The sequence below is a fragment of the Candidatus Defluviilinea gracilis genome (genome assembly GCA_016716235.1).
Taxonomy (GTDB): Bacteria; Chloroflexota; Anaerolineae; order Anaerolineales; family Villigracilaceae; genus Defluviilinea; species Defluviilinea gracilis.
Genome location: JADJWS010000001.1, coordinates 2,070,970 through 2,096,323 on the forward strand (window position 1 = coordinate 2,070,970; position 25,354 = coordinate 2,096,323).

Below are 25,354 nucleotides of genomic sequence, written 5' to 3' on the forward strand. Positions count from 1 at the left end.
AGCGATCATGAAAACAGGTTCTTGCCGCAGAGTCACTGCGTCAAGGCAGAAGAAACACAAACGCGCGCAGATAAAATAACTACGCTGTCTCAATCGCCTTCCTGACTCGCATGGCGCAGGTTGTGATAGATCGTGAAATACAACATCTCGCGGATCGTCAACTTTCCGATCAACGGATGGGGGAGCAGATAACCATCCAGATCATCCTCGTTCCATTTTTCGGCGACCGAGACCACGTCCGCGCTGGCTTTTGAAAATTGACTCAGTAATTCTGCCTTTACAACTTCTGGCTTTGCAGGAGTCTGCTGGTTGGGAAGATATTTCCCCGAAGCGACTCCACCCGCGGCGAGCGTATCTTTGTACACCCCGCAGATCGCCTCATAACTACGGGACGGCTGATTCGCCGCCCCGAACATTGTCCGCAGTGTGAGCCTCGGCAACTTCAGCGCCAGGGCAATCGGTTTATGCGACCTGATGAGATGATCCACATTATCCGATGCCGCCCAGACCGCGCCCTCGCGATGAAAGAATTCGTCCGCTGGGATCTCTGTGAACCAATTGATGACTCGCTGGTTGGAGTCTTTTAACTTGGAAAGCAAATCCAATTTGTTCGAGTTTGAACTCATATCTTCTCCACAACCCAAAAATGGGATATTCCCAGAATCTTCAACGGCGTCTTTTCAAGGAATTGCAACATTCCGCGCAAGAACTTACCCAACATCCCAAACCGCGCAATGATGTTGTCGTACGCGCCGAAGATGACCGTCTGTTCGATGAATTTAACAGGTAAGCCATCGAAAAGATTCAATAGATCATTGTGTGAATAAACCCGCACATGCGGAGCGAGTTTGTCGCGCAGTTTACGCGGCAGATAATTGACGAACAATTTATTGCCGAAGTAATATTTGCCCTTCCAATAAATTCCGTGCGTTTCGACGGGGTAGCCGCGATTTGGGCAAAATAAAATAAGCCTTCCGCCGGGCTTGAGAGCGCGGATCATTTCGCGGATGGCGGAGCGGTCATCTTGCACGTGTTCGATCACCTCGTGACTGAGAATCAGGTCGAACGTCCCGGAAAGAAGCGGAAGAAATTCCCCAGCCGCGTTAAGGATGAAGGGTGAGCGAGTCCGCGCTTCGTGAGCCCGGTCGAAGTCGTATTCCAATCCGATGACGGTTCCGCCGAAAGGAGAGAGGCGTTCGACGTACATGCCGACGCCGCATCCGTTTTCGAGAATCGTCCCTTTGATGCGTTCACCTGCAAATTTCACGATCATGTCGAGGCGTCGTTGTTGACCGGCTCTCCAAACATATGAAGGCTCGCCGCGCAAAGCGGCTTTGGCAAGGTTTCTAGGAGTCATAGGTGTTGTGTGAATGGCAAATGGGCAAATGAGCAAATGAGCAATTCAGCAAATGAGCAAAAGAGCAATTCAGCAAGTGGGTTAACGCCCGCGTTGGCGATTGATTTCGGTGAGAATTAAGGCGACGACTTCACTGGCAAGTTTGAGGCGTTTATCAAGTATATCCTTTGAGTAAAATGCCTTGGCGCGGTAAATGCGTCCTTTGGTCTCGCGCGCAGAGCCAAGGGAATATAGATAGAATTGCAAATATTGTTTTCCGTATCCTCGCCCAAAGCCCTCTTCAATGTTGGAGCAGACCGAATCTGAGCTCCCGATGATTTGTTTTGAAAGGACTTGTCCTCGCTCATCTTTTCGCCATTCTTCGGTATCTTCCCACAATAAATCGTAAAGATACAACCCTTTTTGATAGGCGGTTAACGTCCAAAACTTTTCAGATCGGATTGTCGCTGGAACCGTCTGTTGCCATTCCTCAAAACTCATTTCATTATGGTCCATTTTCAATTCCTCTCCTGGTAGATTACAGATTTGCCAATTTGCTCTTTTGCCTTTTTGCTCTTTTGCCTTTTTGCTGACCTGCACCCGTAATTATATCTTGCATCTTTTTACTGCCCGTGCTAAAATGCCGTTGTCAGTTGAACTTAGAAGCACGCACTGGAAAGTGGGCTCACCCCCACTTTTTTGTTTGAAATAGGAGAAATTGGAGTACCACGCATGTCAAAGAACGAAATTGCCCTGGCGTTCAACGAAGTGTTGGAGGAAAAACAACTCTCCAAGGAGATCATCCTTGGGGCGATCGAGTCTGCGATGGCATCTGCCTATCGCAAGGCTGTCAACGCGTCCACTGCCCAACATGTGGAAGCGAAGATCGACCTCGAAACCGGCAAAGTGTTGGTGTTCGCCGAAAAAGAAGTCGTCGAAGATATCATCGAACCCAAAACCGAGGTATTGCTCGACGAAGCGCGGCAAGTGAACCCCGAAGCGCAACTCGGCGACATGGTGATCGTGGAGACCACTCCTAAAGATTTCGGCCGCGTCGCCGCGCAAACTGCCCGCCAGGTTATTCAACAACGCATTCGCGAAGCGGAACGTTCCAACCAGATGCAATACTTTGAACGACAGATCGGCGAGATCGTCAGCGGCGTGGTGCAAGCCACCAACGCGCAGGCAACCACCGTCGGGCTGGATATGAAAGCCGAAGGCATGTTGCCCGCCAACCAGCGCATCCCTGGCGAACGCTTCAAGGTGCATGATCGCGTCCGCGCGGTAGTGCTCGAAGTAAAGGACGGCTCGCGCGGCCCGCAGATCGTGCTCTCGCGCGGGCATCGTAACTTCTTGCGCCGCCTGTTAGAGAACGAAGTACCCGAAATTTATCACGGCATCGTTGAGATCCGCGCCATTTCGCGCGAACCCGGCGCGCGCGCCAAAGTTGCGGTTATGGCAACCCAGGCTGGCGTCGACCCGGTGGGCGCGTGCGTGGGAATCAAAGGCGTGCGCATTCAAGCCATCGTCAAAGAATTGCACGATGAGAAGATCGACATCATTCAATGGGATCAAGACCCCGTTGTATACATCTCGAAAGCCATCAGCCCGGCGCGTGTCACTGGCGTCTATGTCTCTGATGCAGACGGCAACAAGACCGCCACCGTGGTGGTGCAGGAAGACCAACTGAGTCTCGCCATCGGGCGCGACGGTCAGAACGCCCGCCTCGCCGCCAAACTGACCGGCTGGCGTATCGACATCAAATCGCTCACGGAAGCCGCTGGCGATGCGTTGCAAAAACTTCAAAACGACGCCGAGCTTTCCGCGCTCATGCCCAACGCGGTCGAGGCAATTCCCAGCATCGAAGAAAGCCTCGCCAAAAAAGCGGAGAATCGCCCGCTCACTCCGGAAGAATTTACCGCCCTTGCGCAATTTGTCGACCGTGTAGAGCGCCGCACCATTCAGATCAAAGAAGAAGCCGCCCGCGCCGAAGGGGTGGTTACAGGCGAGCACTCCGATATTCCCACCGCGGCATTCGGCATGCCCCTCGAGCAAGCCGGCATCAAAGAACATACATACAACATCCTTGTCGAAGCGGGCTACGATACGGTTGGCAGTCTCATGGCAACCTTGAAAACGGATTCAAACCGCATACTCGGACTCGCCGGTATCGGACCGAAAGCCATGCAAAATATCGAGGAAGCCCTCGCGGCGATTCAATTCCCCGAAACGCCTCCCGCCGACGTGACGGCTGGAACCGGCTGTGGAAGCGGTATCCCAGCCTGAGGCTCTCCCCGTTGAGGCAATGCCGCCTACGGAGAAGCAGGCATCCACGAAGAAAGACGCGAGGAAGGCTGTCGAAGAAGATGAAGACGAACACGCCAAAGACGGCGTCTCGCTGGATGAACTCTTCGCAATGAAGCCGGAGATCTTCCAAACTGCGGGCGGAGACGATGAGTCCGCAGATAAGAAGAAGGGCAAGAAAGTCAAGAAGAAGAGCGTCGAGTTGGTATTGGATGAAGAACGCGGCGAAGTTGTGGGTCGCAAGAAACATAAGCGCGGCGGCGATGCGTTTGGTGAGGAAGAGTAATTTCTGGTGAATCTTCGTGAGGCGCGATTCTGCCAAGCAAATCGCGCATCGCGAACACAACGTCAAGGAGCATGGTAAAGAAACTTGTTCAACGTGTGAAGCATGCGCCCCAGCGGACGTGTGTGGGCTGTCGTGAAGTCCTGCCCAAGCGGACGATGATCCGCATTGTGCGCGCGGCAGAAGGGGTGCAACCGGACCCAACCGGTAAAAAAGCCGGGCGGGGCGCATACTTACATGACCGCCGCGAATGTTGGGAACGAGCCTTGAAGGGCGCATTGGCGCATGCGTTAAAAACAACGATTACGGATGATGAACGCAAAACGTTGGAAAACTTTATGAATACCCTGCCTGCTAATCACGCAGATAGGGAACGGTGACCCGAGCCATATGAATCGTTGACTCACCGGGTTGCCGCCGTGGAAGGTGTAATTAGCAAGGCGTCAGATTGCCGATGGCTTTTGGCGTTTTGAGAATTGGAGGCAGTCCTATGAGTACCAATGGAAACAAGAAGATCGAATTGCCGGTCAGTATTGTGGTGCGAGACCTGGCGCAAAAGATCGAAAAAAGCCCAATCGACCTGATCAAAAAATTGATGACCAACGGCGTCATGGCGACCATTAATCAGTCGGTGGATTTCGACACCGCCGCGATCGTGGTGGCTGAATACGGCTATGAAGCGGCGCCCGAAGTGATCGAAGAAGTCAAAGTGGAGACTGGCGAAGTTCCGCTGTGGCGTAAGATGATCGCCGGCGAGGAGGCTGGGCAGTTGAAGAACCGCCCACCGGTCGTGACGATCCTTGGACATGTGGATCACGGCAAAACCAGCCTGCTCGATGCGATCCGCCAGACGGATGTGGCGTCGGGCGAGGCGGGCGGCATCACCCAGCACATCGGCGCGTATCAAGTGGAAAAGAAGGGTCGCCCGATTACGTTCCTCGATACGCCCGGTCACGCGGCGTTTACGCAGATGCGGGCGCGCGGCGCGCAAGGGGCGGATATTGTGGTGCTGGTCGTCGCGGCGGACGATGGGGTCATGCCCCAAACGCGCGAAGCCATTGCCCATGCGAAAGCCGCGCGTGTTCCGATCATGGTGGCGCTCAACAAGATCGATAAAGCCAACGCCAACCCAGACCGCGTTAAACAACAACTTGCCGAGCAAGAACTCGTCCCTGATGATTGGGGCGGGAATACGATGGTGATCCCCGTCTCTGCCAAGCAGAAGCAGGGCATCGACGATCTGTTGGAAGGCATTTTGCTCGTGGCGGATAATACCGAGATCAAGGCAAACCCGAACGGCAAGGTTATCGGCACGGTCATCGAAGCCGAAGTGGATAAAACCAAGGGCGTGATCGCCACCCTGCTCATTCAAAACGGAACGCTCGAAATGGGGGATGTGGTTGTGGCGGGCATCGCGCATGGGAAATTACGCGCGCTTTCCGATTACAAAGGCAAACCCGTGAAGAAGGCTGGACCTTCGACGCCGGTATCCGTCATGGGCTTGAGCGACGTTCCGTCGGCAGGCGATCTGTTTGAAGTTGTCGGTTCGGATAAAGAAGCGCGCGTCATCGTGGCTGAACGAGCCGAAGCCGCGAAGGCGCAGGCGCAATCGAAAAAGAAGCTCTCGCTGGAAGACTTGTTTGCCAACGTGCAGGCGGGCGAAGCGAAGGAATTGAACCTCATCGTCAAAGCCGACGTGCAAGGGTCGCTTGACCCGGTCATTTCCGAGTTGAACAAACTTGGCGAGGGCGAGATCGGTATCAAAGTTATTTACGCTGAAACCGGTAATATCGGCGAGAACGATGTGATGCTGGCTTCATCATCCAAGGCGATCATGATCGGCTTCAACGTGCAGGCGGAAGTCTCTGCGCGGCGGCTTGCCGATAAAGAAGGCGTGGATATCCGCCTGTACGAGATCATCTATCGCATGACCGAGGATATCGAGAAAGCCCTCAAGGGTATGCTCGAACCCGAAGTGAAGGAAAAAGTCATCGGTCGCGCGCAAGTGTTGCAGGTGTTCACCGCCTCGAAATTCGGACGTGTGGCTGGTTGCCGCGTCACCGATGGCGAACTGCGCCGCAACGCCAAGGTGAAACTCTATCGCGGCACCGACCTTGTCTACGAAGGCGACATGGGCTCGCTTCGCCATGAGAAGGATGATGTCAAAGAGGTCAAGCAGGGATACGAATGCGGCGTTGGCTTCAAAGGTTTCAGCGACATTCAGCCCGGCGACCAACTTATTTGCTACGTGTTGGAAAAATCGTAAATCAAAAACTGTGGTCTCGATATGTCCCGCGACGCTTCGACTTCGCTCAGAACTACTCGACCACCAATCGTAAATCGTAAATCAAAAATCGTAAATCGTAAATTGCCATGCCTTCAGGAATTCGTATTCAACGTATCGCGGATCGCATCCGTCAGGAACTTGCGGACATGCTCATCCGCGAGATCAGCGACCCGCGCCTGCAACAGATCTTCATTACCGACGTAAAAGTAGATAGGGAACTTGCCTACGCGGATGTGTACGTCTCCGCCATCGAAGGGACGACGCGCTCGAAAGACGTTCTTGCCGGACTTGAGTCTGCTTCCGGTTTCCTGCGGCGGACTCTCGCCTCGCGCGTCGAACTGCGCGCCTTTCCGCGCCTGCGTTTCCACTGGGATGTGACGCCTGAAAATGCCGACCGTATTGAAAAGGCGCTGGCAGAGTTGAGAAACAAAAAATAACCGCGCGGCTTGTTGATGCGATGATCATACTTCGCCAAGACGCCGGGTGATCATGAATGGAAGGGATTTTTTCGAGAATGATAGAAACACAATCAGGGGAAATTAAACAACGGTTGGAGCAGGCGCAGAAGATCGTCATTGCGTCGCACGTTCGCCCGGATGGCGATGCCATCGGTTCCCTGCTCGGTTTGGGGTTGGCGCTCAAAGACGCCGGTAAACAAACGCAAATGGTGCTGGTAGACGGCGTGTCTTCCTCGTTCAAATATCTGGAGGGAAGCGAACTGATCGTCAAAGAGCCGCAAGGGGAACACGATACCTTCATCACCGTCGATTGCGCCGATTTCAAGCGCGTAGGGAAGGCATTTGAGAATTTCGGCGCGCCCGATATCAATATCGACCATCACAAAACCAACGAACGATTCGGCATATTGAACCTGATCGAAGAAGATGAGGTGGCAACCGCCGCCATCCTCACCAATTATCTGCCCCAATGGGGATACAAGATCACCAAGCCGATTGCCGCGGCTTTATTAACCGGGATCGTTACCGACACGCTTGGCTTCCGCACGCCAAACACAAACCCCTCCGCGATGCGGTTGTGCGCCGCGTTGATGGAAACAGGCGTGGACATGTCTGACTTGTACATGCGTTCGTTGGTGCATAAAACGTTTCCTGCGGCGCGATATTGGGGGGCGGGGCTTTCCAATCTTGAGCAAAAGCATGGGATTGTCTGGGCAACCCTAACCGTCGCAGATCGCAAACGAGCCGGATACGGCGGGAACGACGATGCCGATTTGATTAATATAATCTCAGCAATTACCGGGAACGGAAACAAAGTGGGTATGATATTCGTCGAACAAAACGACAGGCATGTCAAGATTTCATGGCGCGCGCTGGACCCGTCTGTGGATGTTTCGAGAGTTGCGAAACACTTCAACGGAGGCGGTCATGCCGCCGCAGCCGGGGCAGACATCCCCGGCGCGTTAAGCGAGGTACAGCCTGTAGTACTAAAGTCAACTCGTGAAATGCTCCACCTTGATTAAAATAGTTATCCACAAATGCCATCAATAAATTTATGGAGGAAAAATGAATAAACAAACCGATAACCAGACAATGAAGAATGCCATCTCCGGCGTCCTAGTGGTGGACAAGCCTGTTGGCATGACCTCACACGATGTAGTCCAGGCAATCCGAAATGGGACAGGTTTGCGCCGCGCAGGGCATACCGGCACGCTTGACCCGCGCGCGTCTGGCGTGTTGGTGATTTTGGTCGGTCCCGCCGTTCGGTTGAGCGAATATGTTTCCGCATCGGATAAACGCTATCAGGCGATTATCCGCATGGGAGGCAAGACTGATACCTTCGACGCGGAGGGGAGGGTGACTCCATCCGCCCAGCCCGTCAATGTGACCGAGGCGCAATTTGAAGAAGCGTTGAAAACGTTCGTCGGCGAGATCGAGCAAACGCCGCCGCCGTATTCCGCCGTCAAAGTGCAGGGACGCAAAGCGTACGAAATGGCGCGTCAGGGCGAGCAGGTGGACCTTGCCCCGCGCAAGATCACCGTGCATCACCTCGAAGTGTTGGAGTGGACGCCGCCCGAAGTTGTGATTGATGTGCATTGTTCGTCTGGCACCTACGTGCGCTCGTTGGCGAATGATCTCGGTGAAAAATTGGGATGCGGCGCGTACCTCGTCGGCTTGCGTCGCACCAAAAGCGGACGGTTCTCGTTGCGCGACGCGACGCCGCTCCGCAAATTGCAAGAGGCGTTCACCGCAGGCAATTGGTATCAATATCTCATCCCCGCCGCCGAAGCCTTGGGCGATTGGCCCGCCATCGAACTCAGCCCCGATGAAGTAGAAGGGGTGAGGCATGGTCATCGCGTGAAAGCGGCGGAAGATGCGGCGCTTGGAAATAAAGTGCGCGGCGTCAGCACGCAAGGCGAACTAGTCGCATTGATGGAATGTATCACAGGCGAAGACGGCGCGCTCGCCTGGCAACCGAAGAAAGTATTCTTCACGAACGACGCCTAGTCCTCCACGATAAAGAAGTTAACTGTTATCATTCCAGCGCCGATGAGGCGCTGGAATCGTTTATCTACATGAATCATTATCGTTCCCTCGAAGAAATAGCATTGCAAAAGTCGTGGCTCACTGTCGGTGTCTTCGACGGCGTGCATCGCGGACATCAACAGATCATTCAGAAACTTGTTGAGGGCGCGCGCGCAGACGGAGCGTCGTCGGTTGTGTTAACGTTCGATCCGCATCCATCCAAAGTGTTCGGGCGCGGCGATATCAAGTTGCTGACCCTGCCCGACGAACGCGCAGAAATTCTCGGCAACATGGGCGTGGACGTGGTTATCACGCATCCGTTCAACAGGGAGGTGGCGAACATCACCGCCTTCGACTTCATGCAACGCCTCAAATCCTATCTCGGGCTGGATCACCTTGTGCTTGGATATGATTCCGCGCTCGGAAAAGACCGCGAAGGCAATATTCCGCGCCTGACCGAGATCGGCTCGGAGTTGGGATACACTGTCGAAACCGTACCAGCCCTAAGTGACGAGAGCGGCGTGATCTCATCCACAGCGATCCGCAAATTAGTCACCGTTGGGAAAGTCGAAGAAGCCGCAAAGTTGCTGGGGCATCCGTATCGTTTGCGGGGAGTTGTGATTCGCGGCGACCAACGCGGTAGGAGGATTGGATTCCCTACCGCAAACTTGGATTATGCGGTTGATAAATTGATTCCCGCTGGCGGCATTTATGCGTGCTGGGCGTATGTGAATGGTGAGAAATTTCGTGCGGCAGTCAACATCGGTACCAACCCAACATTCACCCCCGATAAAAAAACAATGAGCGTGGAGGCGTATATGCTCGATTTTGATCGCGATATCTACGATGAAAATCTGCAACTCGAATTTGAAGCGCGATTACGCGATGAGTTGAAATTCGACTCGGTCGAGGCGCTTATTGCACAGATCAAGGGTGATGTGGAGAGGGTAAGGCAAATCTTTCGGTGAAGACTGAAACCTCTTTGCAATTGATTTTCAATCCGATTTGTTGTAAAGTGTCTATAGGAACCCACATGAGAAGGGAAATCAAACATCATGCAATCTTTTGAACCTACGCCACAACCTGTCCAATCGCCTGCTTCAGACTCTACGGGAGAGATGTATCGTATGCAAGCGGCAATTGCAGACCTTGTCCGTCGCATGAAGAGCGGCGCGAACAATTTTTATTGGATCGCCGCGCTGTCAGTCATCAACTCCGCCTTGCTTCAATTTGGAGGAGGCATGTATTTTGTCGTGGGCTTGGCTGGAACCCTGCTTGTGGACACTATCTTCATTGAGCTGGCTAATGCTATGCAAGAATCCGCGCTCGTCGTGAAAGTGATCGGTTTGATCGTCAGCGCGGCTGTCGCGGGAATCTTTGCGCTCTTCGGTCTTTTCGCCAACCGCGCCATGAAATGGGCGTTCATTGTGGGCATGATTTTCTATGCGATTGATACGCTTTTGATGCTGGTCTTTCAAGAGTGGATGGGCTTGCTCTTCCATGTGTTTTTCCTCTTTGGCTTGTTCGGCGGTTTGAGCGCGTTGAACAAACTCCAACAATTGGCGCCAAAGAAACCGTCGAACCCAACGGACTTTCCGCAAAATATCGGCAGTTCCTAAATTCCAGAGATCAAGAGAGAGTAACATGTCACAAAACGGACTTCATGCAATCATAGGGATAGCGGCGCGTAAATGGATGCCGCAAAAGGAATGGCTGTTGCTTGGCGCAGTGCTGGGCAGCATGGCGCCCGACCTCGATAACCTTGCCGTCGCCTATGCTACGTTGACCGGCGGCGATACGCATGGATTACATCGTACGTTCACGCATAGCGTTTTCACTGTGCTTGCCATATTGGTGTTATTTTATATCGTTGCCGCAGCGACGAAAAATCAAAAATGGAATAACTTTGGGATCGGGTTTGGCACCGGTATTCTGATGCACATTCTGGTCGACCTGATGATTTGGTTCAATGGCGTTGAAATATTTTGGCCCCTCGGCGGCGAAGTCAATTTCTGGGCGGGATTCACCGTCCCTGCATGGTTGAATATCATTCTTGAAACGGGAGAGTTTCTGGCGTTTGGTTTATATTTCCTCCTCCTGATTTCACTTTCGCGCAAACACAACACGGACGTTGCTCGGCAAGGTTCGGCTAAAACATTGGCGTATGCGCAATTTGTCCTCTTCGTCGTTTTTGCCGCGCTGTTCTTTGCAAGTGGTGCAACGGGCTTGGCATACACGATTTTTGGCGCGTTGTATTTGCTTTCGCTCATCATTACGATGGTGGTCACGATAAAGATGAAACAAACCGTTGAGTCTTTGTGACAAAACCCGCGGGCGGTCATTTGACCGCCCTTTTCTTTTATAATCTGCCCGCTTTCGTAAAGCGAGATTTATCTCGCTCACTATAGGAGACCCTCATGCCCAAACATGAAATTTATTTACTCTCGCCACGCGCGCTCAGCCCCGAAACCATCGCGGTCGCTTTTGCCAAAACATCGCGCTCGCCCGAATCCTTCCGTGACATTGCCGCCGAACTCAGCGACGAAAAGTCGGCGCAGTTCCATGAGAAGTGGGTGGTGGGATACGGTCACGCCTCGGTGGCGGAACATGCGGTTCTGCACATCGCCTTCGAAAATGTTTCGCGCATCGCCATCGAGAGCATCGAGTCGAATCGACTCGCCTCATACACTGAAAAATCCACGCGCTATCAAAAATGGGGACAGGATGATTTCACGATTCCGCCCGAACTGATCGGACATCCATTGCATGATGAATTTGTGGAAACGATCCGCTTCCTCTTTCGGACGTATGCCGAGTCGCTTGACCCCGTGCGGACTCTCATCCTCGACCGCTTCCCGCGCCGCGAAAACGAAAAAGACGAGGCATGGGATCGCCGTATCCGCTCGAAGTACGTGGACGTGTGCCGATTCCTCCTTCCCGCCGCCGCGCTGGCGAACGTCGGCATGACCGCGAACGCGCGCGTTATCGAAAATACGATTCGCAAAATGCTTTCGCACGAACTCGCCGAAGTGCGAGAAATCGGCGTGAAGGTGAGAGAAGTTTCCAAAGCCGAGACTCCTACGCTGGTGAAATATGCGGATGAAGTTCCGTATTTGGTGGAGACGATACGAGAATTGGGGGAATTAGAGAATAGAAAATGGAAAGTGGAGAGTGGAGACTGGTGTAAATTGATTGATTACGATAAAGATGGGGAGAGGAAAATACTTGCCGCTGCGTTGTATCGGTTTGGCGAGATGGCTTATGCAGATGCGCTGAATCATGTTGAGGGATTGAGCGGCGGAGAAAAAGAAAAACTTGCTGAGAGTTTATTGAGCAGACTGAGGAAATTCGATGTTCCCCTCCGCGAACTGGAATATTCCACCTACACCTTCGATCTCGTCATGGATCAGGGCGCGTACGCCGAATTCAAACGTCACCGCATGATGACGCAGACGCCGCAGAGACTGACGACGCGGCTGGGGTACGCGACTCCGCTGTTGATCGGCGAGGCAGGCTTCCAGTCCGCGTATGAGGCGGCGATGGAGTCCGCTGGCGGGATGTACGAGAAGTTGTTCGCGTTCAATCCCGCTGTCGCGCAATATGTCGTCCCCAACGGATTCAACCGTCGCGTGCTGGCGCAATTCAATCTGCGCGAGGCGTTTGCATTTTGCCAGTTACGTTCCGCCGCCAACGCGCACTTTTCGATTCGAAGGGTCGCACAAAAAATTTACGAGGAGATGGCGCGTGTCCATCCGCTGTTGACGAAGTACATGAAATTACACGAAGAGACTTGGCAGGGGGTTGAGGATGGGTATTTTGCAGGGGTATAATTTTGTGACCATAAATGATATAATGTGGTCACAAAATTGGAAGGAGCAGGAATGGCTGAAATGACTGTCGGAGTCCGCGATTTCAAAGCCCGTTTGGGCTATTACCTTGCGAAGGCGAAGAAGGGGCAGATTATCAACGTCACTTCGCACGGCAAGTCCGTCGCGCGAATTTTTCCGCCCAACATTACCTTGGAGGAGCGAGTGAAAACCTTGCAACAGGCTGGCATTATTGCGTGGAGTGGCCAGAAGTTGCCGCGCCGCAAACCTGTTGCGATCAATCGCGGCAAAAAGCTTGCCTCTGACCTTGTAGTGGAGATGCGGAATGAATCTGTATTTTGATACCAGCGCGTTGATCAAGCGATATATTGAAGAGAATGGCTCTGACTATATTGCTGAGTTGATTGCTGGCGGAGCGGTTGTTGCCACAGGATTGACCACGCGGGCGGAAATGGCGGCTGGGATCAATCGTTTGTTTCGCATGAATTCCATTACTCAGGAACATCACTCGATTGCCTTAAGAGACTTCCGATCTGATTGGCACCATTATGAACGTATCGTGATTTCTGAGGAACTTGTCGCCCGTGCCGATTCGCTTACTGGAGAATTTTCCCTGCGTGGATACGATGCTATTCATCTGGCTTGTGGGTTAACTTGGCAGGATGCGCTCGAGTTGCCCGTCACTGTTGTTACGTATGACATGCAACTTAAGGATGCCGCTAAAAGGGCGGGCTTGCTGACATTGCCTGAGTGAAAAAGACACTGCGACCGCAGTGTCTTTTTCACTTTTATCCCTGAATTAACACAATTTCCCTCTGCGGCTCGCCGATGTATTCCGCGCCTTTGTTTGTCATCACCACATCCTCCTCCAGCCCCACACATCCATACCCGGCGACCATGACATGCGGCTCGATGGTGTAGACCTGATCGAGTTCCAGTTTTTGATTCGGCGACTCGCCATACTTTTCCCACAGCGGACCCAACAACGCGCCGCCATCGTGGGCGACACGTCCCAACTGATGACCGAGCGCGTGCATGAATTCGGGGTACCCCGAATCTTCGACGATCTCACGCGAGATCACGTCAATAGAATTTCCCGTCGCGCCAACCTTCATCGCCTCGCGTGATTTTTCGATGGCGGTGCGGATCGTGATGAAGCCGCGCTGGACTTCGACAGGCGCTTCGGTTTCGCCTTCGCGCAAGACGTAGCCAACGCGTTGAATGTCGGAGCAGTAGCCTTCGTATTTCACGCCAAAATCGAAATGGACAATGTGTCCGCGTTCGATCTTGATCTCGGTGGGACCATTGTGTCCCACTACTTTGTTTGGACCTGAATTCACAGCGGGGCAGTTCTCTGCGGGCCAAGCGAGTCCAACACCATATTCTTTTACAAGGTTGTGCATATATTCGCCGACTTCGATCTCGGTCATGCCGACTTTGATAAAAGAGAAAGTCTTCTCGAAAATTTCGTTCGTGATCTCAACGGCTCTGCGGATGCGCGCAAGTTCGGTGGGAGTCTTGCGTCCGCGCAGGGCGTTGATGATGGGTTCCGCGCTGACGAGACGATCCGCGTATGGCGTGCCTGCCAGATACTCTTTGAGGAATTCGTACATCGCGTGAGTCAAACCGTCGGCGTGGACGTTGTTGCGGGAAGTGTTGACCGCTATCCCGTCGGGGTTGAGGCGAGTGATCGTGTCGCGCAAAAGTCCGCTGACGGCGGAGTCGTATCCAAGAACTTCATCGAAGACGTTGAGCTGTCGAACCGCTTCCGTTTCGAGGTTGCCGACGATCGCGATCTTCTTGCCTTCGCGTGTGAGGATCAACGCGGAGTGCCATGTGAGATCGTTGTCGCCAATCAAAAGATCGAGCGCGGGATCGCGCACACCGCTCGTCTCGCGCACGAACGTCAACCACATATCGGTTTGTTGTTCTTTGAGAATGTCAATCGCTTGCGAAACTTTTTCTTGAATGAGGGTCATGGTTATCTCCTGTAGCGCCGACTTAAGTCGGCATTACGTTTTTATGCGGATCTTTCACAACAAAAATCAAAATGCCTGCGGCGATGATTCCGATGATCGTCGCCAGTTCAAATGCGGAACCAAACCCGAGATGATCGATTAGCCATCCGCCCAGGATCGGCGCGGCGATGGTTGCAGGCGTGACCAGCGTGTTCGATAAGCCGATGTAGGTGGGACGTTCGATGTCGTTGCCGAAGCCCACTGTGAACGTGATGCCGATTGTCCACAAGGCGACATTGCCGATTCCTGAAAGAATGAACGCGGGATACAACCATGCGATGGTCGGCGCAAACCACGCGATGACCGAACTCGCAATGGTCGCGACCGCGCCGAGGATCAACATCGCGCGATGCCCAACTTTATCTCCGAGCCAGCCCATGCCCGCGTTTGCGAACGTCTGCGCGAGCGTGAGCGCGGCGGTGAAGTAGCCCGCCGTGATCGAATCCATTTGGAAGCGCCGCAACCCGAGCAGGATGTAAAACGCGAATCCCATCGTTGCGAACATCATGAAGAAGCGCGAGACGAGATACCAATTAAAATTTTTATCTTTTTTCAGGATGCGCTTCGCGTCTTCCCAAAAGTGAGCCTGCTTCTCCGAAACGACTTTTTCCTCGTCCCGAAGTTCTCGCGACCGCGCCAACGCGGCATACGATACAAAAAGGAAAATGCCCGCGATCAAAAAACTGACGCCGAAATTTTTGGGGAAGACGACAGTTTCCAACAAATATCCCGCGCCGATGGCGGCGATGCTGATCGCCAGATTCGCCAGCGCGCCTTGCATGCCGAAGAACGCGCCGCGCGATTCGGGCGGGATGATCTTCGACATAAAACTCGTCCACGGGTTGGCGGTGAAGCCCGCGCCGATTCCCTGCCACGCCAGCGCGAGGAACGTGATGACCAACGCGGCTTTGACTCCGATGACGGGAATGCATAACGCGGTGACTCCCAGCACAAAAAACGGGACGCGTTCGTGGCGGGTGTTCCGCAGGACCATCGGCTTATACTCGCGCGCCCGCGCGATCTGACCCGCGTTGAAGAGTTGCGGTAACTGCCAGCCGATGGCGTGGAACGCGGGCGCCAGTCCGATGAGGATCGCGGAGTCGGTCAATTGGGTGACGAAGAGGGGGATGATCGTGGCGAACGAGCCGAAGCCGAGCGCCAAGCCGAAGAAGGCGCCATCCAACAGATTCATGGTGACGTTATAGCGCAAATGCGCGCGGATGTATTTTTCCATGCTGGAGAGGGGAAGCATGGGGCGATTCTACCATTTCGGTTTTCAGGCTTGACAAAATTTGTCCGAATACGCTACAATAAAAAACGAACGACTGTTCATTTTTTATTAAAAGCCCACGAAGGGAAAATCCGATGGATTGGTTTCTCATAACACTTTCTTTCACAACACTCGTGCGAGGTTTTGGGGCGGGTCTGATTTATGACGTCGCAATGATCAGCCTGCCTGTACGGCGGCAAATTGGCGCAATTCCTTATACTAAATTTGCTGTCGCAAACTTTGGTGTTGGGGTCAAGACGTATGCTCCCGTCTCAATTCTGGGCGCGCTCCTGACACTTTTTGTGACTGTCGCTGCTTTTCTGCGAGGGGAATCGGCGATTGTCAGTTGGTCAATCGCAGCGTCGTTAATCGCCACTGTTTTGGCTTTCATTGGCACGGCGCGAGCGCTTCCAGCCCTGCTAAGCCTGCGTCAAGCTTCAGACGATGAGACTTTGCTTTCACAAACCTTGGATCGCTTTGCCCGCTGGCACACTTTTAGCACGGTATGGCAGTTGGCCTCTTTTGTTGCTCTTGTTGTTGCTTTGGCAAATCTATGACGCCCAAAGACAAACTCAAAAAAGGCGAAGCCACCCGCCTCGCCATCGAAGACGCGGCGATGAATCTATTCCTCAAGCAGGGATACGCCGCCACGTCCATGCGCCAGATCGCAGACGCGGTCGGGCTGGCGTTGGGCGGGATCTACAACCACTTCTCCAGCAAGGAGGAGATTTTTGAGGGCATCATCATTGATAAACATCCGTACAAGCAAATCCTGCCCGCCGTCCTTGCCGCGGAGGGGACACCGCCGAAGACTTTTACACGAACGCCGCGCACATCGTCATCGCCGAGATGGGCAAGCGTTCCGAATTCGTGAACCTGATGTTCATCGAACTGGTCGAATTCAAAGGCAGGCACGGCGCGGCGCTGTTGAAAGAGATCGCCCCCAAAATACTGCCTGTCTTCGAGAGGTTTATCAAATCACGGAAAGACCTGCGCGTCACCAACCCCGCCTTGTTGATGCGTTCATTTATCGGACTGGTGATTTCATACCTAATGACTGAAATGATGATTTCAAATTCGATTCTAAGCAAACTCATGCCGAAGAACACAGAGGATGCTTACGTGGACATTTTCCTACACGGCATTCTCAAGCCTGCGGAGTAGATAGGTATACACGTACACAGGTAAACACGTAGACACGCAATACGCACTACGTAATACGTACTGCGTAACTCGTATCTCGTAACCCGCATCACCCACTGATCACTGCTAACTAATAACTGATCACTTCTTCACTGGAGCCCCCATGAACACCCGTCTCCTCTCCATCATCCGCAAAGAATTCATTCAGATCTTCCGCGACCCGCGCACTCTGGTCATGATCGTCGTCATTCCCATCATGCAATTGTTCCTGCTCGGGTATTCTGCCACAAACGATGTGCGTAATGTTCCGCTCGCGGTGTTGGACCGAAGTCAGAGCGTGGAATCGCGCGCCCTGCTTGATTCGTATCGCGCGGCGGATTATTTCCGAATCGCGTACGCGGTCGATTCCGAAGCGGAGATCGAAGATCTGATCCTGGCAGGCAAAGCGCGCGCGGCGGTCATCATCCCGCCCGATTACGCCCAGCGGCTTGCCGAAGGAGACGCGCAGATCGCCTTCATCCTCGACGGCTCCGATCCCACCAGCGCATCTACCGCGCTCGCCGCCTCGCAATTGATCGGACAGGCGCACGCCTCGAAAATCCTTTTGCAAAAATTTGAACTTAGCGGCATGAACTTGCGCGTGCAACCGCCTGTCGAAGTCCGTACGACCGTTTGGTTCAACCCCGACCTCATCAGCGCGCACTTCATGATCCCCGGCGTGATCGGCATGATCCTCTACGCGATTGCGGCAATTCTCACCGCCACCTCCGTTGTGCGCGAACGCGAACGCGGCACCATCGAACAACTTATCGTCACACCGATTCGTCCATGGGAATTGATCGTCGGCAAACTCACGCCGTATGTCGTGCTGGGATTTTTCAACACGATTGAAGTCCTTGCAGTGGGGCATTGGTGGTTCGGCGTTCCGATCCGCGGCAACCTCGCCCTGATCATTTTGCTTTCAGGCGTGTTCCTCGTCACGGGTCTCGGCATCGGTCTGCTCGCCTCCACGATCGCCAACACACAGCAGGAAGCCATGCTCACGGTTTGGATGACTCTCCTGCCGAGCATTTTCCTCTCTGGTTTTTTCTTTCCGCTTGAAGCCATGCCCAAAATATTGCAATGGCTTTCGTATCTCATGCCGTTGCGTTATTACCTCGTCATCATTCGCGCGTTATTACTCAAAGGCGTGGGACTCGATAAGATTCAATTCGATGTCATCGCCATGACTCTCTTCGCAATCGGCATCATGACCCTCGCCGCTTTGCGATTTAGAAAACGACTCGATTAAAGGAGTTCACCATGCACAAACCACCGCTCGCCGTTCGCATCATCGTTGTATTGATCGTCCTCTCCACCATCGGATATTACGCGTTCCGTTCCCTCGCGCCCAAAGAAAATGGACAACTCAAAGCCTCGGGCGCCATCGAGGCGGTGATGGTTAACATCTCGCCTGAGATGATGGGCAAAGTGTTGGACGTGTCTGCAGATGAGGGACAGCCCGTGCAGACGGGGGATCCGCTTCTTTCTCTCGACGGGAGTCTGCTTACCGCCCAGCGAGCCGTCGCGTCCGCCCAGCTTGACTCGGCCAACGCCGCCCTCAACACTGCCTCCGCCGCATACGCCGTGGCGCAACAGCAATACGATGCGACTCTCAACAACGCGCTCGAGCAAGAACAATCCACGCGCGCGAATGTTTGGCGCGCGACAAACCCGGCAGAGTTTAATCAACCCAGCTGGTATTTCTCCAAAGCGGAACGACTCACCGCCGCGCAAGCCGAAGTAGATGCGACTCTGGCGAAATTACAAGATGCCCAGGCGAAATTAGCCGATCTTCAAAAAAGCAACGGTAACGCGCGATTCATGACCATTGAAGCGGACCTCGCTCAGGCGCGACTCGCATGGGAAACTGCAAAGGCGGCTTATGACAAAACCGCTGGCGCATCCGACAGCCAGGATTTACGGGATGCCGCGCAAGTTGTCCTCGATGACGCCGAACTCGCACTGGACGACGCGCAAACCGAATACGATGATGCCCTCTCCACTGATAAGGCGCAGGATGTGCTTGAAGCCCGCGCCAACGTTGCCATCGCGCAGGAAAATTACGATACGGCGCAGGACAATCTCCGCGCTTTGCAAACGGGCGCGAATTCTCCTGCCGTTGTCACCGCGCAAAAGGCTCTCGATCAGGCAAAAGCCGCGATGGAACAAGCGCAAGCCGCCGTCAACACCGCGCAAGCCAATCTCGATCTCATTGACACGCAGATCGCCAAACTCACGGTCAACGCGCCCATGGATGGAGTCATCCTCACGCGCAACGTTGAACCGGGCGAGTTTGTCCAACCTGGCTCCGTCGCGTTTGCGATGGCAAACCTGAATGAATTGACCATCACTGTGTACATTCCCGAAGACCAATACGGCAATATCTCGATTGGGCAACAAGCCACCGTCACTGTCGACTCGTTCCCTGGCGAAACCTTCACCGCCGAAGTCATCCACATCGCCGACCAAGCCGAATTCACCCCGCGCAACGTCCAAACTGTGGAGGGACGCAGTTCAACTGTGTATGCCATCAAGTTGAAAGTGACAGATAACGACGGCAAATTGAAGATCGGCATGCCAGCGGATGTGGTGTTCAAGTAAAGTCACAGGTCAAAGGTCGCAAGTCGAAGGTCAAATAATGCTGTAGGTCAAAATTCATACCAAAAGGAGAAAAATAAAATGGCTGGTATCACTCGCTTTGAAGAGATCGAGGCTTGGAAGACTGCAAGGCAATTGACCAACTTGATTTATGGATTGGGCAATCAGACAGGCTTTAATCGCGACTTTGGCTTACGTGACCAGATTCGACGCGCCTCTGTTTCCGTGATGAGCAACATCGCCGAAGGTTTTGAAAGCCGTACTGATATTCAGTTCATCAATTTTCTCGGAATAGCAAAAGCGTCGGCAGGCGAAGCGCGAGCGCAACTCTACGTGGCTCTCGACCAAAGTTACATTACCGAAGAACAGTTCACAGAAACTTATGCTTTGGCTCAGACCTGCGCCCGTCAAATTTCAAAATTCATCACCTATCTAGAATCCAACCCGCGCAAACGCCGCATTTCCGATGACGAAGCAGACTACGAAGTTTAACGTTCATCCGACTTTCGACCTTCGACTTTCGACTCAATAATATTTCAACCCAACTATGAATAACCTCCTTGTCTCCGCCTCCAACCTCAAAAAACACTTCGGCGATACACACGCCGTTGACGATGTTTCCCTGCGCATCCAATCAGGCGAAATCTACGGACTCGTCGGCGCGGATGGGGCGGGGAAGACGACGACGATTCGCCTGCTCGTCGGCGCGCTCAAAGCGGACGCGGGTGAGGCGGTCATCTGCGGCTACGACATCAACAAGCAGACCGAACAAGCCCGCGCCCAATTTGGTTATCTCTCGCAGAGATTTTCCATGTATGAGGATTTGACCGTTCTCGAAAACATCCGCTTCTTTGCCGAGGCGCGTGGATTGAAATCGAATGAGTGGCTTCCGCGCTCGCTGGAGATTCTCGAATTCGTCGGGCTGGAGAAATTCAAAGACCGCCGCGCAGGTCAACTTTCGGGAGGCATGAAACAGAAATTGGGGTTGGCTTCGGCTCTGGTGACAAAGCCGCGCGTGCTATTGCTCGATGAACCAACCACAGGCGTTGATCCCGTCACACGTCAAGACTTTTGGCAGTTGGTGATTAAGTTGGTGTCGCCCTCCCAATCTCTCGCGCTGAGCGGAGTGAGCCGTAGTTTGGCGAACGCAGACGAAGCGCAGGTTGCAAGTCGTCCTTCGTCTGCGGACTTCGCAGCGAACGCTCAGTCCTCCGCTCAGGGCGATGTGGCAGTATTAATCAGCACGCCTTATATGGATGAGGCTTCCAGATGCCATCGCGTCGGATTCATGAAAAATGGAAAAATCATCGCGGAAGATACGCCGTCGAATCTGCGGGCGCGACTCAATAATCGCGTGCTTGAGTTGCGCGGCTCGCCGATCAATCTTTTGCGTCACGTGGCGCACAACGATCGGGATGTCGAAGATGTTCAAGCGTTCGGTGATCGTCTGCACATCCGCGTAGGGGAGAGAAAGGCTGACGATGTGCTGAGCAGGTTGAAGTCCGCGATTCGAAGCGAGGGCGGACGCGTGGATGAACTCCGCGCGGTGAGTCCCGTTCTCGAAGATGTCTTCATTGCATTATCTTCCCCCCATCATGTTCACGATGGGGGGATAAGAGGGGGGTCGGAGTCCAAATGAGCGAAGCAGTCATCCAAGTGAAAAATCTCACGCGGCGATTTGGCGAATTCGTCGCGGTGGATCACGTCAACTTTGAAGTGGGCGCGGGCGAAGTCGTTGGTTATCTCGGTCCGAACGGATCGGGCAAGACGACGACGATCCGCATGCTGTTGGGTTTGCTCGAGCCGAGCGATGGCAGCGCGACCGTGCTTGGATTCGACGCGTTCAAACAAAGCGAACAGGTGCGGGCGCGCGCGGGATACATGTCGCAAAAATTTGCGATCTATGATGACCTGACCGTGCTGGAAAATTTGACGTTTTACGGCGGCGTCTACGGGATTCGCGACAAGGCGCGCATCGCGCGGACGTTGGAACTGGTCGGCTTGCGTGGGCATGATTCCACGCTGACGCGTTCGCTGTCGGCGGGCTGGCGTCAGCGAGTCGCGTTGGGAATCGCGTTGGTGCATGAACCGAAATTATTGTTCCTCGATGAACCGACATCAGGCGTTGACCCCACCGCGCGCCGCGCCTTCTGGGATTTGATCTACGAACTCGCCGAAAACGGCGTGACGATTTTGGTCACAACGCATTACATGGACGAAGCCGAATATTGCGAACGCGTCGGCATCATGCGCGACGGAAAATTGCTCGCGATGGACACGCCGTCGAACTTGAAAAAGAACATCATCGCGGGCGACGTGTGGGAAGTGTATGCCGATCCGTTGGAAGTGGGACTGGAAGTGTTGCCCGCTGTGGACGGCGTGTTAAGCGTTTCGCTGGCGGGGGATCATTTGAGAACTATAACGGAAAGAGGAAAGAAGAAAGAGGAGTTATTGAGGGGGTTGAAGGTGTTGAGTGTGCGCGATGTGGTTGTCGGCGAGCCGACGTTGGAGGATGTGTTTATTTCGCTGGCGAGGTAATGACAACTTTAGCAGATATGTTGTATACTCAGTTTTGAGGACTTAGCATGTCAGCTTCATTAAGCCAGTTTGAGAACTTCGATTTTCGTGAGTTGCCTATTGGGGTATATATGACAACTTTGGACGGGCAGATAATTGTTTGTAACAGAACAGCTCGCAAGATGTTGGAACTACCCATCGAAGGCCCAATTGACGCGAATATTGAAGATTATTATGCTAACCCTGCTGATAGAGAATCTACGCTTGAGCAATCCATTGAACGTGCAAAACAGGGGAAGAATGTTGAGCGGGGAATATTGCATTTGAAAGTAGGACAGCGGGATTTATATGTTGAAGATTATTCACAAGTAATGAAAGCCCATGATGGGCAGATAATTGGTTTTGTGGGATGCATGGTGGATATAACAAGTGAGATTGAGTCTAGGCGGCATGAAAGGGAATTAAGCGATGCGGTCAATGAATTGCGCTTCGATATTGGGCGTATTCTACACGCCAACACAACCACCTTGGTAATGGTCAAGCAGACGCTGGATGCAGTGATTGAGGCATTTGAACCAAAGCCATTTCCGGATGTTTCCATTCCGTCCACAGATGAAGTGGAATCGCATCTGACTGACGCGGCTAACAAGCTGGCATTTACCATCGAACGATTGGTTGAAAGTGCCGACGAGAAACAGCGTCTGAAGGCTTTGCCTGCCTCACGCTGGAAGCAGTTACTGTGGTTTGTGAGGTTTCTGCGTTCCTTCAAAGAACAAATCCCGACTCCCGAGTCATACTCTCCCGCACTAAGGAAAGTAGCTAATGAGGTGGGTCAAATCCATGCCGCTATCACACCGGGGAAAATCCCGCGTGCACGGACACGTGAAATCCAAATCGTGGCTTGGGAACTGGAAAGGCTGGCTAGTCTCAAAGAAGTGCTTGAGACACGAGCGGCAGTCATTCAGATGGATTACACTATACATAGCTTGCGCGAATTTATCACTTCTGATGCGCGAGCCCCGGTTCAACGTCAGATTATGAGTGTAAAGGCACTCATTATTGAATGCGTTAGGCGTCACGCTGAATATGCCCGAAGTCTCAAAGTAGATATTGATCGCAAAGAAGTAGATGATATATATGTCAACGTCAATGAGCGCGAGATAGTACGCGCCTTTTCTAATTTGATGCATAATGCCATTAAATATTCCTGGCATCGCGGTTTTGAGCGCCGGAAGACAACATTGGTATCTATCCGTACAATGTTAAAGGATCAAAAAGTTTATATCGAATTTGAAAATTGGGGAGTACCTATAAAGCGTGAGGAAATTGAAACGGGGAAGGTATTTGAACTTGGTTATCGTGGAGAAATGTCCAAAGATCTCGGTCGTCTTGGTACGGGTATTGGACTTACTGATGCAAATCATATTGCCAAGTCGCACGGCGGGTATCTAGAAATTGAAAGTCATCCTGCTCATAGTTCTTATGATGAAAGAAGTGAAGGCTACTACAATCAACCTTTTCTTACGAAAGCAACTTTCGTATTGCCTTCGGTAAGAAATTCTAAACCAGCTGAGGAGGCCAGAACTGTATGAAGACCAAAGTTCTTTGGGTGGAAGATAGTGCCCGTTTGGAATTGAGAAACCTGACCGGTCCTATTTATATCAGTGGTGAATATGATATCAATCTCGCCGAGGATGCTACGAGCGCAGTCCGTTATTTACTAACCAAGGAATATGACGTGGTCATTCTTGATATGCGCTTACCTCCAGGAATAGACGATTACTGGGTCAATGTGTATCGAGAAAGGGGCGAAGATAACGCAGATGCGCGGTTAGGCTTGGAATTAGCAAATTGGTTGCTAAGTCATAAATCCGATATTTCTTTTCCACCTCCAGGATGGATTAGACCGTACCATGTTGGCGTATTTACAGTAGAGAATGATGCGGTTCTTCATGCCAGTTTAGAAGATTTGAATATCCAGGTGTTTCAACAGAAAGTTGCAGGCCTTAAAGACACAATACTCGTTGATCTTATTGATCGGATCAAAGAGCAAAACCCTAAATATTTAGAAAAAACAAGAGGGCTAAAATGATGGATATTCCATTTGGTCCTATAGTGTCGTTGATATTATTTCCGGCGGTATATACCCCATGGGCCGCACCTCGGGAAATTAGAATTGTAATTTTAAAAAGAAAACAATGGGTGTTTACTGCACTTGTGCCAATTTTTATATCATTTGTGTTTTTATTCTTAGCAATGTTTTATGCAAACAGGTATACAGGTTTATCAGAACGGATTTGGTATGGTTTGATATTGATCTTGCTGTTGGTTGATATGAGTACGGCAATTGTTCTTGCATATTTTGTCAACACCTATGATGGTTTAGTGCAGCAATTAGAGTTGGAAGTTTTCCGTTCTTTGAAAAAATCGGGCAAGTTAAATAAGAATTCTATTTCTGATTTGCTTGAATTGGGAATTAAAACCGACTCATGGCAAATTCGGAATCTTATTCTCTTAAGTATGACTAGGATTGTCGAAAAAGCCTGTTCTCGTCCCGAGTATCAGGGAGAAAGTTTGGAGTCGCTTTCATTAAGATTGGTGGAAGTGTTTGATACTGATATCTCTGGTAACTTACAAAACTTTTCTATACCAGCTGATATGATTCGATTAATAATATTTGTTAGTAAAGATAGAGAGTTGGATGTAAGAGATGATATACAAGATGCGGTCAGATCGCTTGGCGGTTTAAGTCAAATTGTTATACGAAGAGTAGAAACTCAACCAAGAAAAGTAGATGAAATTGTCTTCAAATACATAGATGTTTTGGATATGACAGCTACTTTGCATTTAAGTTCAATAAACCAGGTTAGCCAAGTACTATATGAAATTGGTGTACAAGCCATTTCTAAGAACTTGACGCATATAGGCTTTATTGTCGCAAATAAACTTAATATTCTTATTAGCCGAGATTCCCTTCCCGAAAAAGTTGATAAATCATTGATTGCTTCATATGCGCTTGGCATAATTTCACATCTTTGGTCTGATAATCATAGTATACGTGCTGAATTGAACAAGAAGATCGATTCGATTATTCCATATACAAATAATCCTATGAGCGAAGCAGTAGACCGTTCGGTGTTTTATTTTAATAACGTCATGAGATTTGAAACTTCCAATAAATTACTTGCTATGAAAGTTGATCTAATGAATAGGAAGAGCTCAAACAAGAAAAAATGAGATGACCGT

Annotated in this window: 29 protein-coding genes; 24 read left to right on the forward strand and 5 right to left on the reverse strand. The window is 52.0% G+C overall.

The genetic code is table 11. The features are described from left to right. Window positions 1–89 precede the first annotated feature (89 nt). From IPM31_09725 to IPM31_09735, 3 genes are all read right to left on the reverse strand, one after another. Complete coding sequence (locus IPM31_09725; protein ID MBK9007256.1) at window positions 90–626, reverse strand: DinB family protein; 537 nt, start codon at window positions 624–626, stop codon at window positions 90–92. Next, a complete protein-coding gene (locus IPM31_09730) occupies window positions 623–1,357 on the reverse strand; it encodes a class I SAM-dependent methyltransferase (protein MBK9007257.1) in 735 nt (244 codons plus the stop codon). The genes IPM31_09725 and IPM31_09730 overlap by 4 nt, the downstream gene beginning before the upstream one ends. Window positions 1,358–1,438: 81 nt before the next feature. Further along, window positions 1,439–1,936, reverse strand: coding sequence for a four helix bundle protein (locus IPM31_09735; protein ID MBK9007258.1), 498 nt, complete (start codon window positions 1,934–1,936; stop codon window positions 1,439–1,441). Between the two features lie 132 nt (window positions 1,937–2,068). On the opposite strand from IPM31_09735, the gene nusA reads away from it, so the two are divergent. The 13 genes from nusA to IPM31_09800 all read left to right on the forward strand — a co-directional run bounded on the left by nusA (window position 2,069) and on the right by IPM31_09800 (window position 13,274). After that, window positions 2,069–3,622 carry a transcription termination/antitermination protein NusA gene (gene nusA, locus IPM31_09740; protein ID MBK9007259.1) on the forward strand — a complete coding sequence of 518 codons (1,554 nt, stop codon included), beginning with the start codon at window positions 2,069–2,071 and terminating at the stop codon, window positions 3,620–3,622. Then, a complete protein-coding gene (locus IPM31_09745; GenBank protein MBK9007260.1) occupies window positions 3,600–3,926 on the forward strand; it encodes a hypothetical protein in 327 nt (108 codons plus the stop codon). The genes nusA and IPM31_09745 overlap by 23 nt, the downstream gene beginning before the upstream one ends. 71 nt (window positions 3,927–3,997) lie before the next feature. Continuing rightward, entirely contained in the window at window positions 3,998–4,303 is a 306-nt protein-coding gene (locus IPM31_09750; GenBank protein MBK9007261.1) for a YlxR family protein, read from the forward strand. A gap of 110 nt (window positions 4,304–4,413) precedes the next feature. After that, window positions 4,414–6,189: a translation initiation factor IF-2 gene (infB, locus tag IPM31_09755; GenBank protein MBK9007262.1), complete on the forward strand. Its 1,776-nt coding sequence runs from the start codon at window positions 4,414–4,416 to the stop codon at window positions 6,187–6,189. 107 nt (window positions 6,190–6,296) lie between these two features. After that, the gene (gene rbfA / locus IPM31_09760) at window positions 6,297–6,647 is read left to right on the forward strand and encodes a 30S ribosome-binding factor RbfA (GenBank protein ID MBK9007263.1); all 351 of its coding nucleotides are present in this window, start codon (window positions 6,297–6,299) and stop codon (window positions 6,645–6,647) included. A gap of 77 nt (window positions 6,648–6,724) precedes the next feature. Further along, entirely contained in the window at window positions 6,725–7,690 is a 966-nt protein-coding gene (locus IPM31_09765) for a DHH family phosphoesterase (protein ID MBK9007264.1), read from the forward strand. Window positions 7,691–7,733: 43 nt separating this feature from the next. After that, entirely contained in the window at window positions 7,734–8,675 is a 942-nt protein-coding gene (truB, locus tag IPM31_09770; GenBank protein MBK9007265.1) for a tRNA pseudouridine(55) synthase TruB, read from the forward strand. Window positions 8,676–8,743: 68 nt separating this feature from the next. After that, a complete protein-coding gene (locus tag IPM31_09775) occupies window positions 8,744–9,661 on the forward strand; it encodes a bifunctional riboflavin kinase/FAD synthetase (protein MBK9007266.1) in 918 nt (305 codons plus the stop codon). Window positions 9,662–9,748: 87 nt separating this feature from the next. Then, complete coding sequence (locus IPM31_09780; GenBank protein ID MBK9007267.1) at window positions 9,749–10,312, forward strand: hypothetical protein; 564 nt, start codon at window positions 9,749–9,751, stop codon at window positions 10,310–10,312. Between the two features lie 25 nt (window positions 10,313–10,337). Then, entirely contained in the window at window positions 10,338–11,015 is a 678-nt protein-coding gene (locus IPM31_09785; protein MBK9007268.1) for a metal-dependent hydrolase, read from the forward strand. Between the two features lie 95 nt (window positions 11,016–11,110). Further along, window positions 11,111–12,523 (forward strand): FAD-dependent thymidylate synthase, encoded by a 1,413-nt coding sequence (locus IPM31_09790; GenBank protein MBK9007269.1) that lies wholly within the window; start codon window positions 11,111–11,113, stop codon window positions 12,521–12,523. 51 nt (window positions 12,524–12,574) lie between these two features. Next, a complete protein-coding gene (locus IPM31_09795; GenBank protein ID MBK9007270.1) occupies window positions 12,575–12,862 on the forward strand; it encodes a type II toxin-antitoxin system prevent-host-death family antitoxin in 288 nt (95 codons plus the stop codon). Continuing rightward, window positions 12,846–13,274 (forward strand): type II toxin-antitoxin system VapC family toxin, encoded by a 429-nt coding sequence (locus IPM31_09800; protein MBK9007271.1) that lies wholly within the window; start codon window positions 12,846–12,848, stop codon window positions 13,272–13,274. Before IPM31_09795 ends, IPM31_09800 begins: the two co-directional genes overlap by 17 nt. A 34-nt stretch (window positions 13,275–13,308) precedes the next feature. Here the strand turns inward: IPM31_09800 and IPM31_09805 are convergent, their stop codons facing one another. Together IPM31_09805 and IPM31_09810 are read right to left on the reverse strand one after the other, a co-directional pair. Beyond that, complete coding sequence (locus IPM31_09805) at window positions 13,309–14,499, reverse strand: aminopeptidase P family protein (GenBank protein ID MBK9007272.1); 1,191 nt, start codon at window positions 14,497–14,499, stop codon at window positions 13,309–13,311. A 22-nt stretch (window positions 14,500–14,521) separates the two neighbouring features. Next, complete coding sequence (locus IPM31_09810) at window positions 14,522–15,790, reverse strand: MFS transporter (protein ID MBK9007273.1); 1,269 nt, start codon at window positions 15,788–15,790, stop codon at window positions 14,522–14,524. Window positions 15,791–15,903: 113 nt separating this feature from the next. Here IPM31_09810 and IPM31_09815 point away from each other — a divergent pair, with 113 nt between their 5' ends. From IPM31_09815 to IPM31_09865, 11 genes are all read left to right on the forward strand, one after another. Continuing rightward, window positions 15,904–16,365, forward strand: a complete 462-nt coding sequence (locus tag IPM31_09815) for a hypothetical protein (protein MBK9007274.1) — start codon at window positions 15,904–15,906, stop codon at window positions 16,363–16,365. Further along, window positions 16,362–16,682: a TetR/AcrR family transcriptional regulator gene (locus IPM31_09820; GenBank protein ID MBK9007275.1), complete on the forward strand. Its 321-nt coding sequence runs from the start codon at window positions 16,362–16,364 to the stop codon at window positions 16,680–16,682. The genes IPM31_09815 and IPM31_09820 overlap by 4 nt, the downstream gene beginning before the upstream one ends. After that, on the forward strand, window positions 16,679–16,972 hold the full coding sequence (locus IPM31_09825) for a hypothetical protein (protein MBK9007276.1): 294 nt from the start codon (window positions 16,679–16,681) through the stop codon (window positions 16,970–16,972). Before IPM31_09820 ends, IPM31_09825 begins: the two co-directional genes overlap by 4 nt. Window positions 16,973–17,114: 142 nt before the next feature. Then, a complete protein-coding gene (locus IPM31_09830; GenBank protein MBK9007277.1) occupies window positions 17,115–18,242 on the forward strand; it encodes an ABC transporter permease in 1,128 nt (375 codons plus the stop codon). Window positions 18,243–18,253: 11 nt separating this feature from the next. Continuing rightward, window positions 18,254–19,594 (forward strand): efflux RND transporter periplasmic adaptor subunit, encoded by a 1,341-nt coding sequence (locus IPM31_09835; protein ID MBK9007278.1) that lies wholly within the window; start codon window positions 18,254–18,256, stop codon window positions 19,592–19,594. Window positions 19,595–19,672: 78 nt separating this feature from the next. Then, complete coding sequence (locus tag IPM31_09840) at window positions 19,673–20,083, forward strand: four helix bundle protein (protein ID MBK9007279.1); 411 nt, start codon at window positions 19,673–19,675, stop codon at window positions 20,081–20,083. Between the two features lie 55 nt (window positions 20,084–20,138). Next, the gene (locus IPM31_09845; protein MBK9007280.1) at window positions 20,139–21,230 is read left to right on the forward strand and encodes an ABC transporter ATP-binding protein; all 1,092 of its coding nucleotides are present in this window, start codon (window positions 20,139–20,141) and stop codon (window positions 21,228–21,230) included. After that, complete coding sequence (locus IPM31_09850) at window positions 21,227–22,129, forward strand: ABC transporter ATP-binding protein (protein ID MBK9007281.1); 903 nt, start codon at window positions 21,227–21,229, stop codon at window positions 22,127–22,129. Before IPM31_09845 ends, IPM31_09850 begins: the two co-directional genes overlap by 4 nt. Before the next feature lie 47 nt (window positions 22,130–22,176). Further along, window positions 22,177–23,700, forward strand: a complete 1,524-nt coding sequence (locus IPM31_09855) for a PAS domain-containing sensor histidine kinase (GenBank protein ID MBK9007282.1) — start codon at window positions 22,177–22,179, stop codon at window positions 23,698–23,700. Beyond that, window positions 23,697–24,200: a response regulator gene (locus IPM31_09860; protein MBK9007283.1), complete on the forward strand. Its 504-nt coding sequence runs from the start codon at window positions 23,697–23,699 to the stop codon at window positions 24,198–24,200. Before IPM31_09855 ends, IPM31_09860 begins: the two co-directional genes overlap by 4 nt. After that, window positions 24,197–25,345 (forward strand): hypothetical protein, encoded by a 1,149-nt coding sequence (locus tag IPM31_09865; GenBank protein MBK9007284.1) that lies wholly within the window; start codon window positions 24,197–24,199, stop codon window positions 25,343–25,345. The genes IPM31_09860 and IPM31_09865 overlap by 4 nt, the downstream gene beginning before the upstream one ends. The last annotated feature ends 9 nt before the right edge of the window (window positions 25,346–25,354 follow it).

Coding starts and splice junctions, on each gene's coding strand:
- IPM31_09725 (MBK9007256.1), bottom strand. CDS start 626: ATGAGTTCAAACTCGAACAAATTGGATTTGCTTTCCAAGTTAAAAGAC.
- IPM31_09730 (MBK9007257.1), bottom strand. CDS start 1,357: ATGACTCCTAGAAACCTTGCCAAAGCCGCTTTGCGCGGCGAGCCTTCA.
- nusA (MBK9007259.1), top strand. CDS start 2,069: ATGTCAAAGAACGAAATTGCCCTGGCGTTCAACGAAGTGTTGGAGGAA.
- IPM31_09750 (MBK9007261.1), top strand. CDS start 3,998: ATGGTAAAGAAACTTGTTCAACGTGTGAAGCATGCGCCCCAGCGGACG.
- infB (MBK9007262.1), top strand. CDS start 4,414: ATGAGTACCAATGGAAACAAGAAGATCGAATTGCCGGTCAGTATTGTG.
- rbfA (MBK9007263.1), top strand. CDS start 6,297: ATGCCTTCAGGAATTCGTATTCAACGTATCGCGGATCGCATCCGTCAG.
- IPM31_09765 (MBK9007264.1), top strand. CDS start 6,725: ATGATAGAAACACAATCAGGGGAAATTAAACAACGGTTGGAGCAGGCG.
- truB (MBK9007265.1), top strand. CDS start 7,734: ATGAATAAACAAACCGATAACCAGACAATGAAGAATGCCATCTCCGGC.
- IPM31_09775 (MBK9007266.1), top strand. CDS start 8,744: ATGAATCATTATCGTTCCCTCGAAGAAATAGCATTGCAAAAGTCGTGG.
- IPM31_09780 (MBK9007267.1), top strand. CDS start 9,749: ATGCAATCTTTTGAACCTACGCCACAACCTGTCCAATCGCCTGCTTCA.
- IPM31_09785 (MBK9007268.1), top strand. CDS start 10,338: ATGTCACAAAACGGACTTCATGCAATCATAGGGATAGCGGCGCGTAAA.
- IPM31_09790 (MBK9007269.1), top strand. CDS start 11,111: ATGCCCAAACATGAAATTTATTTACTCTCGCCACGCGCGCTCAGCCCC.
- IPM31_09795 (MBK9007270.1), top strand. CDS start 12,575: ATGGCTGAAATGACTGTCGGAGTCCGCGATTTCAAAGCCCGTTTGGGC.
- IPM31_09800 (MBK9007271.1), top strand. CDS start 12,846: ATGAATCTGTATTTTGATACCAGCGCGTTGATCAAGCGATATATTGAA.
- IPM31_09805 (MBK9007272.1), bottom strand. CDS start 14,499: ATGACCCTCATTCAAGAAAAAGTTTCGCAAGCGATTGACATTCTCAAA.
- IPM31_09810 (MBK9007273.1), bottom strand. CDS start 15,790: ATGCTTCCCCTCTCCAGCATGGAAAAATACATCCGCGCGCATTTGCGC.
- IPM31_09815 (MBK9007274.1), top strand. CDS start 15,904: ATGGATTGGTTTCTCATAACACTTTCTTTCACAACACTCGTGCGAGGT.
- IPM31_09820 (MBK9007275.1), top strand. CDS start 16,362: ATGACGCCCAAAGACAAACTCAAAAAAGGCGAAGCCACCCGCCTCGCC.
- IPM31_09830 (MBK9007277.1), top strand. CDS start 17,115: ATGAACACCCGTCTCCTCTCCATCATCCGCAAAGAATTCATTCAGATC.
- IPM31_09835 (MBK9007278.1), top strand. CDS start 18,254: ATGCACAAACCACCGCTCGCCGTTCGCATCATCGTTGTATTGATCGTC.
- IPM31_09840 (MBK9007279.1), top strand. CDS start 19,673: ATGGCTGGTATCACTCGCTTTGAAGAGATCGAGGCTTGGAAGACTGCA.
- IPM31_09845 (MBK9007280.1), top strand. CDS start 20,139: ATGAATAACCTCCTTGTCTCCGCCTCCAACCTCAAAAAACACTTCGGC.
- IPM31_09850 (MBK9007281.1), top strand. CDS start 21,227: ATGAGCGAAGCAGTCATCCAAGTGAAAAATCTCACGCGGCGATTTGGC.
- IPM31_09855 (MBK9007282.1), top strand. CDS start 22,177: ATGTCAGCTTCATTAAGCCAGTTTGAGAACTTCGATTTTCGTGAGTTG.
- IPM31_09860 (MBK9007283.1), top strand. CDS start 23,697: ATGAAGACCAAAGTTCTTTGGGTGGAAGATAGTGCCCGTTTGGAATTG.
- IPM31_09865 (MBK9007284.1), top strand. CDS start 24,197: ATGATGGATATTCCATTTGGTCCTATAGTGTCGTTGATATTATTTCCG.